General features: G+C 60.3%; 10 protein-coding genes. 6 read left to right on the forward strand and 4 right to left on the reverse strand.

The features are described from left to right. The first annotated feature begins 420 nt into the window (after window positions 1-420). Window positions 421-714, forward strand: coding sequence for a type I restriction-modification enzyme R subunit C-terminal domain-containing protein (locus HMPREF2781_RS06235; protein WP_246821792.1), 294 nt, complete (start codon window positions 421-423; stop codon window positions 712-714). A gap of 115 nt (window positions 715-829) precedes the next feature. Here HMPREF2781_RS06235 and leuS read toward each other — a convergent pair whose 3' ends face one another. After that, window positions 830-3,679: a leucine--tRNA ligase gene (gene leuS / locus HMPREF2781_RS06240; RefSeq protein WP_070644787.1), complete on the reverse strand. Its 2,850-nt coding sequence runs from the start codon at window positions 3,677-3,679 to the stop codon at window positions 830-832. A gap of 187 nt (window positions 3,680-3,866) precedes the next feature. Here leuS and HMPREF2781_RS12805 point away from each other — a divergent pair, with 187 nt between their 5' ends. Both HMPREF2781_RS12805 and HMPREF2781_RS06250 read left to right on the forward strand, forming a co-directional pair. Next, a complete protein-coding gene (locus tag HMPREF2781_RS12805; protein ID WP_070644789.1) occupies window positions 3,867-4,139 on the forward strand; it encodes a type II toxin-antitoxin system Phd/YefM family antitoxin in 273 nt (90 codons plus the stop codon). Next, window positions 4,139-4,534 (forward strand): type II toxin-antitoxin system VapC family toxin, encoded by a 396-nt coding sequence (locus tag HMPREF2781_RS06250; protein WP_070644791.1) that lies wholly within the window; start codon window positions 4,139-4,141, stop codon window positions 4,532-4,534. The genes HMPREF2781_RS12805 and HMPREF2781_RS06250 overlap by 1 nt, the downstream gene beginning before the upstream one ends. Window positions 4,535-4,551: 17 nt before the next feature. Here HMPREF2781_RS06250 and HMPREF2781_RS06255 read toward each other — a convergent pair whose 3' ends face one another. Further along, window positions 4,552-4,932, reverse strand: a complete 381-nt coding sequence (locus tag HMPREF2781_RS06255; protein ID WP_070644793.1) for a zinc ribbon domain-containing protein YjdM — start codon at window positions 4,930-4,932, stop codon at window positions 4,552-4,554. A 115-nt stretch (window positions 4,933-5,047) separates the two neighbouring features. Here HMPREF2781_RS06255 and HMPREF2781_RS06260 point away from each other — a divergent pair, with 115 nt between their 5' ends. Beyond that, entirely contained in the window at window positions 5,048-5,656 is a 609-nt protein-coding gene (locus tag HMPREF2781_RS06260; protein ID WP_070644795.1) for a CueP family metal-binding protein, read from the forward strand. 418 nt (window positions 5,657-6,074) lie between these two features. Here the strand turns inward: HMPREF2781_RS06260 and HMPREF2781_RS06265 are convergent, their stop codons facing one another. Together HMPREF2781_RS06265 and HMPREF2781_RS06270 are read right to left on the reverse strand one after the other, a co-directional pair. Then, the gene (locus HMPREF2781_RS06265; RefSeq protein WP_246821793.1) at window positions 6,075-6,623 is read right to left on the reverse strand and encodes a Fic family protein; all 549 of its coding nucleotides are present in this window, start codon (window positions 6,621-6,623) and stop codon (window positions 6,075-6,077) included. A 24-nt stretch (window positions 6,624-6,647) separates the two neighbouring features. Further along, window positions 6,648-7,364 carry a helix-turn-helix domain-containing protein gene (locus HMPREF2781_RS06270; protein ID WP_070644799.1) on the reverse strand — a complete coding sequence of 239 codons (717 nt, stop codon included), beginning with the start codon at window positions 7,362-7,364 and terminating at the stop codon, window positions 6,648-6,650. 115 nt (window positions 7,365-7,479) lie between these two features. Here HMPREF2781_RS06270 and HMPREF2781_RS06275 point away from each other — a divergent pair, with 115 nt between their 5' ends. Together HMPREF2781_RS06275 and HMPREF2781_RS06280 are read left to right on the forward strand one after the other, a co-directional pair. After that, a complete protein-coding gene (locus HMPREF2781_RS06275; protein WP_246821794.1) occupies window positions 7,480-10,008 on the forward strand; it encodes a hypothetical protein in 2,529 nt (842 codons plus the stop codon). A 29-nt stretch (window positions 10,009-10,037) separates the two neighbouring features. After that, the gene (locus HMPREF2781_RS06280; RefSeq protein ID WP_070644803.1) at window positions 10,038-10,688 is read left to right on the forward strand and encodes an MOSC domain-containing protein; all 651 of its coding nucleotides are present in this window, start codon (window positions 10,038-10,040) and stop codon (window positions 10,686-10,688) included. Window positions 10,689-10,797: the final 109 nt, after the last annotated feature.

A 10,797-nucleotide genomic window follows, 5' to 3' on the forward strand; every position in this document is an offset into this window, starting at 1 on the left:
AGCTCCACTACGTGTCCACGATTTGCGGGCAACCTCACAACCAGCAACAACTCTTTTGAACTGCCCTTTTCCAATCGATGGGAGCGCTAAACCAGACACAGTTGTTGGCAAAGTTGTTTAAGAGTTGTTTTTCGCGGCACTCAAGCCTCAGAAAAACAACTTCCTGGGAAATGGATATCGAAGAGAGGTGAACCAGGCAAGGGTTTTGAAAATTCACCCTCGAGGGAATGCGCACGTCCATGTTTTGGACTCAAAGAAGGAGCGCCAACCGCATACAACCAGCAATTTTGAAAGAAGGAATGAGTATGAATTCCACCTGCAGAATTGGACGTACCGTCATTTGCGCCTTAAACCCTAAAAGTCGCGCCGCCCCGAAAATTACATATGGCTACTTAATAGAAGATAGCTTTTACTAATGGCATGGACCGTGACACGCGCAAGGCCGCGGTCATGGATTTAGCCGATGAGCTGGGGAATTTAGTCGCGGCCTCCCCCGCCCTGGAGGAACAGCTCGGCGTGGGCCTTCCCCGCTTAGTCCGCACCATCATCGGGTTGGACGAATCCGCGGCGCGTTCCGCGTTTGCGGACATGATGGACGGCGCACGCCTGAACTCGGTGCAGCTGGCCTTCATGAACCAGATCATCGGCGGGTTAGTCCACAACGGAATCGTCACTGTCGCGGAGCTCTTTGAGAGCACCTTACGACAACTATAGTTCCCCCTTCGACGCCTTTGACGGCAACGTGGATGAGGTGCCCCTAAGGCCGTTCCTGAGGCACCTCAGAGGCGGTGCCGGAGTAACCGCAGGAACGGCGCTTTCTTGGGGTGAGTTACTTCACAACGAGGTTGACCATGCGGCCCGGGACGTAAATCTCCTTGACCACGTTCTTGCCCGCCGTCAGCTCAGCGATGCGCTCATCTTCCTTGGCAATACCCACGACGGTGGCCTGGTCGGCGTCGGCAGGCACCATCACGCGTGCCTTGACCTTGCCGTTGATCTGCACCGGAACCTCAATCTCGTCGTCGACGAGGTACTTTTCTTCGAACTCCGGGAAGGCCTCATAGGTGATGGTCTCCTCATGGCCGAAGCGCTTCCACAGCTCCTCCGCGATGTGCGGGGCAACGGGGGAGACCAGCTGGGCCAACGGCTCCACGGCGGCGCGCGGCGCGCCCTTCGGGTAGGCCTTGGTCAGGTAGTTGACGTACTCAATGAGCTTGGCCACCACGGTGTTCAGGCGAAGGTTCTCGTAGTCATCACGCACACCGGCGATGGTGCGGTTGAGGTGCTTCAGGTCATCCTCAGAAAGCTCTGCATCCGTCGTAGACAGCTCGCCGCTGTTCTCATCGACGGCTAGGCGCCACAGGCGCTGCAGGAAGCGCTGCGCACCGACGACGTCCTTGGTAGCCCACGGGCGCGAGGTATCCAACGGACCCATCGACATCTCATAAACGCGCAGGGTATCGGCACCGTAGTCGCGGCAGATGTCATCCGGAGCCACGGAGTTCTTCAGGGACTTGCCCATCTTGCCGTACTCCTGGTTGACCTTTTCATCCCCGTAGTAGAACGCGCCATCGCGTTCTACTACCTCAGCGGCAGGCACGTAAACACCGCGGGAATCGGTGTAGGCATAAGCCTGGATGTAGCCCTGGTTGTACAGGCGGCGGTAAGGCTCCTTCGAGGTCACGTAGCCCAGATCGAAGAGAACCTTATGCCAGAAGCGGGCGTAGAGCAGGTGCAGCACGGCGTGTTCAACGCCACCGACGTAGAGGTCAACGCCACCCGGATCGTTCGGGCCGTGCTCCTCTGGGCGCGGGCCTGTCCAGTAGCGCTCATTCTCCAAATCACAGAAGATCTCATCATTCGTCGGATCGATGTAGCGCAGCTGGTACCAGGAAGAACCTGCCCACTGCGGCATGACGTTGGTATCGCGGTAGTAGGTCTGCGGGCCATCCCCAAGACCCAGGTCCAGCTCCACCTCGACCCACTCGCGAGCCTTGGCCAGCGGCGGCTGCGGGGAGGAATCAGCATCATCCGGGTCGAAGGAGACCGGCTTGTAGTCTTCTACCTCCGGCAGCTCGATGGGCAGCATCGACTCCGGCAGCGGGTAGGCCTGGCCGGCCTCGTCATAGACGATGGGGAAGGGCTCGCCCCAGTAGCGCTGGCGGGCAAACAGCCAATCACGCAGCTTGTACTGGATCTTCTCGTGGCCCACTCCTTGTTCCTCTAGCCACGGGATGATGGCGGCGATGGCCTCATCCTTGGGCATGCCGTTGATGTCCAGGGAATCGTTGGCGGAGTTTACGGCCTTGCCGGACTCCGTGTAGGCCTCCTTGGTGATGTCGCCGCCAGCGACTACCTCAGTAATCGGCAGGCCAAAGACGGTGGCGAACTCGTAGTCACGGGTATCGTGCGCTGGGACCGCCATGATGGCGCCGGTGCCGTAGCCAGTCAGGACGTAGTCCGCGATGAAGATCGGGATCTGCTTGCCGTTGACCGGGTTGGTGGCATAGGTGCCCAGGAAGACGCCGGTCTTTTCCTTGTTCTCCTGGCGTTCCAGATCAGACTTGGCGGCGATGGACGCGCGGTAGGCCTCTACGGCCTCCTTCGGATCATCGTGGCCGAAGGTCCAGCGCTCATCCACGTCATCGTCATAAGGGATGGGGGAGAGGAGGGCGTCGACAAGCTCGTGCTCCGGGGCCAGCACCACGTACTCCGCGCCGAAGAGGGTGTCCGGGCGGGTGGTGAACACGTCGATGTTGTAGCCCTCGGCGTGGAAGCTGACCTCCGCACCGCGGGAGCGTCCAATCCAGTTGCGCTGCATGGACTTGACCTTCTCCGGCCAGTCCAGAAGCTCCAGGTCATCGAGCAGACGGTCGGAGTAAGCAGTAATACGCATCATCCACTGCGACAGGTTCTTGCGGAAGACCGGGAAGTTACCTCGCTCGGACTTACCTTCTGCGGTGACCTCCTCATTAGCCAACACGGTGCCCAGGCCCGGGCACCAGTTCACGGTGGAGTTGGACAGGTAGACCAGGCGGAACTCATCGAGTGCTTTGCGCTGCTCTTCCTTGCTCAGGTCCGCGTAGTAGCGGCCGTCCTTGGTGGTGCGCTTGCCCACCTCAAGCTCCTTGATGAGCTCAGAAATCGGGCGCGCCTTCTGCTGCTCCTCATCGAACCAGGAGTTATAAATCTGCAGGAAGATCCACTGCGTCCACTTATAAAACTCCGGGTCAGTCGAGGCCACCGAGCGGCGTGGATCATGACCTAGGCCGAGAAGACCCAGCTGGCGGCGCATATTCTTGATATTCGCCTCCGTCGTGGTGCGCGGGTGCGTACCCGTCTGGATGGCGTACTGTTCTGCCGGCAGACCAAAGGCGTCATAGCCCAGCGTGTGCAGGACGTTCTTACCCAGCATGCGTTGATAACGCGCGTAGGTATCCGTAGCGATATAGCCCAGTGGGTGGCCCACGTGAAGGCCCGCGCCGGAAGGGTAGGGGAACATGTCCTGGATGTTCATCTTCTCCGCTGGAAGTTCCTTACCCTCCTCCGCGAGCGGCCCAACTGGGTTCGGCGCATTAAAGGTGCCGTTATCCTTCCAGTACTGCTGCCAGGCACTTTCAATTTGCGCGGCGAGCTCCGGCGTGTAGCGGTGGGTGGTGTTATCGCTCGGGTTAGTCATGGTTAGACAGTGTAGTCACCGAACGGACATCTCCCCAGTTAGACCCAGGCAAGCCGCATTCTGCTCCGCAGTGCGGCGACGCGACTGTCGACGCCCCCTTGTTCTCCTTAGGCGGGGCCATTACAATCAACATTGTTCTACTGTTCTACATTTGGCGAACAGACAATCAGGAAAGGCGGTTGGAGCGATGACCAACATCTCTTTGCGCGAACTCAACCAGCGTTCTGGCCACATAGTGCGCGAAGTCGCCGCTACAGGTCAAAGCGTGATCATCACTGACCGCAATCGGCCCATTGCTCGCGTAGTACCCATTTCGTCTCTAGATAGCCCCGTGGAGCAGCTAGTAGCTGCCGGAATCTTGAGCCACAACCCGAAGCCTTACTCACAGCCAAGCAACACAGACTATCTGCCTTCCAAGACAGACGTTGTATCACTACTAGATAGGGAAGACCGCTTGTGATGATCTACGTCGATACTTCGGCACTAGCGAAGTTGGCCTTACCCGAGCGCGAAAGCTACGAAGTCGCTGCACTCCTTGAAGGCCAACAACTGTTTTCTTCTGCACTCATTGACATCGAGTTATCCAAAGTGTGGCAGCGCAGTGGCCTCACCGGCACCGGTTACCGGGAGTTCACGGAGGGGGTCTCCAAGGTTGGCATCAACGATGAGGTCATTCGCCGAGCATGCTCTCTGACCGGAGTTCGCTCCCTAGATGCTATCCACCTTGCGAGCGCCTGCCTCCTCCGTGACGCTGGCCTCGCGCTAGCCTTTTTCACCTATGACAAGCAGCTCCACGCTGCTGCCCGGTCTCAAGGATTTACCGTCCTTCCCTCAGCCAGTGACGGCCACCAATGACGGTCGTAGAGGTTTCTCTAGACCTTCTTGACCACAGCAGGTTTGAGCTTCATCGCGCCAAATCCATCAATCTTGCAGTCAATGTTGTGATCTTCCTGGCCGGTGCCGGCGTCGAAGTTCAAGCGGATGCCGCGCACCTTCGTGCCGGCCTTGAGCGGCTGCTGCGCGCCCTTGACCTTAAGGGTTTCGGTGATGGTGACCGTATCGCCGTCGGCAAGCGCATTGCCCACGGAGTCGACGATGGTCGGCTCGGTTCCTTCCGTGGCCGTGGTATCGGCAGCGTCGGTGGAGAACTCGTGCGCGCATTCGGGGCAGACAATCAGCGGCGGCATCTCGTAGGTGTACTCGGAGGAGCACTCGGGGCAAGGTGGCAGAGTTGTTCCTGCAGTATCAGTCATAAGGAACAGACTATCCCGCGTAGCGCAAAAAGATGATCCTTCTCTCATTCCATTGATGGATACCCCGGTGGGGTATAAGATTGAGTCAACACAATCGGACCCATTCGGAAGACTTATGAAACGCCTCATTTCTCTTGCGGCTGTGTGCGCCGCAGCCATCACCTTGTCCGCCTGCTCCACGGAGAGCCCCGTCCCGAGCGAAGCCTCGAAGAGCGCCGCTTCCAGCACCGACATCCAGCAGGTACCCGCCGAGGAGATCCTCGCCGAGTTCGATCTCGAAGGGTTGGATGGCCCGGAGATCATCGACAAGCTGGACCGCATGCCCAAGGAGGAGCGTCCTAGCGATCTGCACGCCTCCGTATTGCCGAACGAGCTGGTCCTCACCGCCGAGCAGGGTCAAGCATCCCTGCCCTTGCCGGAGGACAAGTTCTACGTCTCCATCGCGCCGTACATGACCCAGACCCATGACTGCTTCAACCACTCACTAACCACCTGCACTGGTGAGCTCGGCAAGGAAGACATCCACGTCACCATCACCGATGACGCCGGAAACGAGCTGGTCAACGAGGACACGACGACGTTCGACAACGGCTTCATTGGCTACTGGCTGCCGGCCGACAAGAAGGGCACCATCACCATCGAACAGGACGGCAAGACCGGCGAGGTTCCCCTGGATACCTCTGACGAAGGCGGTACCTGCGTGACCACGCTGCAGATGGCATAATCTGCCCATTCACTCACCACGGTGAATCCCACGTTCTGGGGGTTCACCGTTTGTCCTTTTATGGTGTCCACGCAGTGCTTGCCGACGTCAACGGTGTTCTGGGCAAGTCCCCATACGGCCACTCCCTGAAGAACATCTCCGAGCAGGCAATTGACCACAACAAGTCCGCCGGCGTCGTCAACTCTGTTCCTTTTAGCCACGCCACCCCGTCGGCGCCGGCTTCTTGGGCGCAGGCGTCGTGGCTGCCCTACTCGGCGCCATCGCCGCATTCCTGCAGTCTGTCAGCGTGGTCAAGGTTGACTTCTCCGCTCTGCAGAAGATGTTCCGCTAAACACTACAGCACTATGCACTAAAGGATGCGCTGAGCATTCAGCCCCCACGTAGGCCCTCCGCTTCGGAAGCGGAGGGCCTACTGCGCTTACTGGGAGGACTCCTCTAGGCAGTCATACAGAAAGTCCATCAAAGCTGTGGCATCGTCGGCCCGGAAAAGTTCATCAAGTGCAAGGTTGAACTCCAGCTGCCTCGCGTGAGGGATATTCAATGCGCTGTATCCATGACTCAGCAAGAGACCGGACGCCACTAGCCTGGCGGTCCGCTTATTTCCATCGAAATAGAACTGGCTACGCGTGGCTGAGCAGAAATAGGCCAACGCTTGCTCGACTGGGTTGTCAAGCCCTTGGAGGGAAACCAGCAAATCGGCATGGGCTTCACCCAATTCATCAGCAGGGTCGAAAGGGATGAACCCGCCATCCATGAGCCGCACTCCACCGCCGTCCCCCTCTGCGTCGCCTTCACCACGGAAAAGTCCGGCATCGAGCAACGTGCGGACTTCCGGGAGGGTAAACGTGTTTCCTTCCAGCGCGGCAGCGTTCCACACCAAGTCAGGAAGTTGCTTGGTGAGTCGAAATAACCCGCGCTTGGTCCCCAACTCCACAATGTGCGGTCGCTCATGGTGCTCCCAGCTCACTCGGCTCGTAGCTCTTCTCATCCCCTATGCCCCTCCCGCATGGTTTTCAGCGCACACATCAATAGCAAGCTGATGCGGTGACACGTAGTGTATTCCTAACTCTTTTCTTGCGCCCGTTAACTCTTCACCGGCGACGGGCACGAGGGTGATCCCTCCGGATACTGGCTCAGCACTGGCACGAATCCGCGTGGGTAATGAAGGCACGATGTCTGCTGGATTTGTGCACCAAATCAATGTTGATCGAGGTTCTCCTTCACCAGCGATATGCCCCGAGACTTGTTGAGCTGCAAAGGCACCCGACATCGCCCATGGTTGCCCGCTCGCATCAACCGCTGAGGCAAGCGTTATGGGATTCGCTGGTAAAAAATGGAGAGCGTCCTTGCGGCCGTAGGGGTTGGAGGCCCACGCGGCCCGTTCCATGAGAGCCTGGTAGCTGCCACCGACGGCCGCAGCGTCACCCCACTGCATAAAGCGGTCAATCCAGGCTTTAACGTCTGGTTCTTCGCTGCTGAGCTCCCCCAGGAGAACTCGGGCGGCTGTCGCGGCGGCGGCGTCGCTCATGTGGTGTACCTGTACGGAAACCTCGTATCCGAGCACGCGCATTACCTTCTCCAACCCGGCCAAGCTTGGTTGAGCTGCCCCACGCAACCACAGATTGAGCGTATTTCGCGACACTCCCGAGCGCCGCGAGATTTCGCTCAGGCTCAGCGGGCTTTTCTTGAGGAGTTGTACTGGGTCCATGGCCCTACTATAGCCAACTGTCCTATCAATAGGACACCTGTCCTACGGATAGGACAGTCAGGCCGCCTACCAGCGACATGGCAACACCACCCCGCCGTGTCCTATGATGAAGCAAATGAGCGCGGAGATTTATTCACTTCCCACAACGCCGTTGGTCACCACTGACCTCACCGAACAGGGTCCCCGGATTTCACTGCGCCGGGGGAGCAACATTCTCATGCTGGAGCTGCCGGCTACCTATCCTGAGGCAGATCTGTCTGATCCTCGGTGGGTGGTCAAGTCTCACTTCATCGATCGCCCCCATTCGGTGCGCGAATTCGCCACCGAAGAACCGCTGGAAGTCGGCATCCCTGGGCCTTTTACCCGCATCGAGGTAACCCTGCGCGATGGCGATGAGGACCTCATCGAGACCGTCACCTTCACCGGCATCACCGATGAGGCGCCGTTCATCGTCTATGACCGCACCACCCTCATCGCGCCGCAGGGCACGCTCGAGAACGCTGAGCCACTCGGCATCTGGGCCGGCTGGGAAGTGGGACCGCTACCGGATCAGGTGAGGGTACCGCAGAGGGAACCGGTGGACGTCGCCAAGCACGGCGATTTCGAGTGGGACTTCGACGTCGCCACCCTGCCCAACGCCCGAGGCCTCGACAACGAGCCCGTGTTCACCAAGTCGCCGCGCGTGCACCTCATTGCGGAAGGGGAGTGGCGCATCGATCTCACTTACGCGCCTCTCGGCGGCGAGCAGGAGGAGATTTCGGAGCAGACTTTCGACGCAGGCATCGCTGAGCCTTTCCCGGGTGACCTCTACGAAGACCCGTGGGTGGGGCGCTACAAGGTGTCGCTGTGGCACGACGAGCAGCTTGTCGACGTCCGCTTCATCTCCCTCGCCGAGGGCCTCCACATGCGCGCCACCAACGACGGTCCGCGCGGCATGGATTTCCGCATCATCGATGCCCTCGGCGCGCACTCAGCCTTCAGCTACACGCTGGCCTCCCCGCCAAAGAAGCCCATCGCACTGGAAAAAGGCCTGCGCACCTTCGAGGACACCGAGGTCTCTCGCCGCGAGGTCGTAGCCAGTGAGGCCGGCTATGAGCTGGAATTCGATGTTTGGCCCGAGGCCTTGTTTAGCCGCGTCAAGCGCATCGGCTTGGAACCCACTGAGCACTCCGATAAGCCAGTAATTTTCGCTGGCCAGCTCGATCAGGACGATATGTTCACCGTCCACTCGCCGCGCCCGCTGCCGCTGGCGAAGTTCGTCACCATCGACGGCCGCCAGAAAATCAAGGAGCTGGCGCGCACCTCGAAGACCACGCAGGCGGTCACCAGCCTCGCCGTCCCCAACGCCGCGCTGGCCAACGCCGTGCGCAAACAGCCAACGGCAGAGCTCTTCCTCATGTGGTCCACACTGTCCTACGAGGATTACCTGGACTCCCTCCCGGCTCAGGAGCGCGAGGCTCACCAGGCCCGCAGCTTGGAGCGGCGCATTGTCGAGTACGAAGCATCCGCATCCACCAGCCTGATTTACGCGGCGCTGGCAACCATCCGCAAGTCCCCCTTCGTCAGCCGTGGTCTGCTCAATGGCGATGAAATCATCATTGAACAGAACGCAGAACCGCAGGCAGATTTAGTGGGCTGGGCCTGGCCATTGGCCGAGCCCACCGTGGCACCTACCCAACTCACTCCCACTGAAGAGGGGTTTGAACTGCCCGCGGAGCTTGCTGAGCATGGCTCGCTGCTTGTCGACGTCCGCGAGCTTCGCGCCTCCTCCAACCTCGCCGCCCCTGCACGCCCCTCCAGCGCCTCCATTGTGATCACACCGGAAGGCTCACCGGCGGCGCTCGCCTCGAAGGACTGGACCCCGGAGCAGCTCTGGGACACCTTCCGCGCGCTCCACGTGCTCTCCCAGCGCAGCCCCAACCCGAAACTGCAGGCGATGTTCGACAGCACCATCGACCGCCTGCGCGCCCAACCGGAAGCCGCGGTCCACGCCCTGGCGCGCACCGGCGTCAGCGTGAACCAACAAGCCCGCTCGCTTGCGCGCACGCGCTTGTTCCACTCGCCACTGGAGGCCGCCGCCGAGTCCGGCGTCGATAGCTACCTGGATCTCCTCCTCGATCCCTCCGCCAGCGAGAACCCCGAGCTCACCGCCTTGCGCGAGTCCGGCGCAGATGGTCTGACCCGCCCGATGCTGCTCAATGCCGCGACCATTCACAGTCCCACACCGCCCGTCCATGATCTGATGGGGGAGGCCGGCCGCATCGCCGCGCTGCGCGAGTGCTTTGCCAACAACGGCGCCCTCGATGCGCTGGGCACCATCGAGCACCTGCGCAAGGACGCCACGGCACTGGCCTCGCTGGTGCAAAACGCGGGCGTTGACATGTCCGTCAGCCACACCCTCATCGCGTTGGGCGCCTTTGCCAGCGGTAACACTGCCGACGAGCTCAATGCCGCTGCCTGGATGCCCTATATTTCCTATGCCTTCGCCCTGGCCTCCCGCGCTGCGGCGAATGACATCATCATGGAAAGTCCCTTGCTCAAGGAGGACATGCCCATGCTTGCTGACGTCCTCCCCCTCGCCCCCCGCCTCTTCTTCTACGACCTCGTGACCGCGGAGGCGCTCTTCCACGATCGCGACATGTGAGCGCGTGAGGTGTGCCACAATAGGTGAGCATGAAGGTTATCTCCACGAACGTCGCTGTCCGCCGCCCCGAGCCGCATGGGCGACACGAGTACACGGGCATCGATAAGCAGCCACGCCCCTTCCTGGACCTGGAGATACCTGGGCCCAACTACGGTGACGGCTCCGGCGTGGTGGGGGATTCCATCGGTGACCACGCCCACCACGGCGGCGCTGAGAAGGCCGTGTATGCCGTCGCCCGTGAGGAGCTCGATTACTGGGAGGGCACGCTCAACCGCGTGCTGCGTGATGGCTACTTTGGGGAAAACCTCACCACCGAGGGGATTTCCTGGCCGAACATGCTGATTAACCAGCGAATTCAGGTGGGGGAGTGCGTGCTTGAAGTGTCTATCCCGCGCACGCCTTGTGCCACTTTCTCCGGCTGGATGGATGAGCCGGGCTGGCTCAAATCCTTCACGGAGCGCGGCGATTGTGGCTCCTACCTGCGCATCATCGAGCCTGGCCGCATCAAACCTGGCGATGAGATTACACTTATCGGCCGCCCCGACCACGACATCACCATGGGCATGGCCTTCGCGGCCAAGATGGGGGACAAGGAGCTAGCCCGGCGCGTCGTGGACGCCGGCTGCCTCGCCCCAGTCCACCACGACCAGCTGGTCAAGCGCCTGCAGCCCCGCGACTAACTGCATTCCTTCTCCTCCACCTCCAACACTGCGCGGTGCAGCTATAGCCGCCATAGCTAACATTGAGCGCTTCAATGGCCCTTCCGGTTTTAGAGTGCGTTGATTTTGT

The sequence above is a fragment of the Corynebacterium sp. HMSC062A03 genome (assembly GCF_001811145.1).
GTDB lineage: Bacteria > Actinomycetota > Actinomycetes > Mycobacteriales > Mycobacteriaceae > Corynebacterium > Corynebacterium aurimucosum.

Bases quoted from the DNA above. Each gene is read 5' to 3' on its own strand.
- HMPREF2781_RS06235 (WP_246821792.1), top strand. From the start codon at position 421: ATGGACCGTGACACGCGCAAGGCCGCGGTCATGGATTTAGCCGATGAG.
- leuS (WP_070644787.1), bottom strand. From the start codon at position 3,679: ATGACTAACCCGAGCGATAACACCACCCACCGCTACACGCCGGAGCTC.
- HMPREF2781_RS12805 (WP_070644789.1), top strand. From the start codon at position 3,867: ATGACCAACATCTCTTTGCGCGAACTCAACCAGCGTTCTGGCCACATA.
- HMPREF2781_RS06250 (WP_070644791.1), top strand. From the start codon at position 4,139: ATGATCTACGTCGATACTTCGGCACTAGCGAAGTTGGCCTTACCCGAG.
- HMPREF2781_RS06255 (WP_070644793.1), bottom strand. From the start codon at position 4,932: ATGACTGATACTGCAGGAACAACTCTGCCACCTTGCCCCGAGTGCTCC.
- HMPREF2781_RS06260 (WP_070644795.1), top strand. From the start codon at position 5,048: ATGAAACGCCTCATTTCTCTTGCGGCTGTGTGCGCCGCAGCCATCACC.
- HMPREF2781_RS06270 (WP_070644799.1), bottom strand. From the start codon at position 7,364: ATGGACCCAGTACAACTCCTCAAGAAAAGCCCGCTGAGCCTGAGCGAA.
- HMPREF2781_RS06275 (WP_246821794.1), top strand. From the start codon at position 7,480: ATGAGCGCGGAGATTTATTCACTTCCCACAACGCCGTTGGTCACCACT.
- HMPREF2781_RS06280 (WP_070644803.1), top strand. From the start codon at position 10,038: ATGAAGGTTATCTCCACGAACGTCGCTGTCCGCCGCCCCGAGCCGCAT.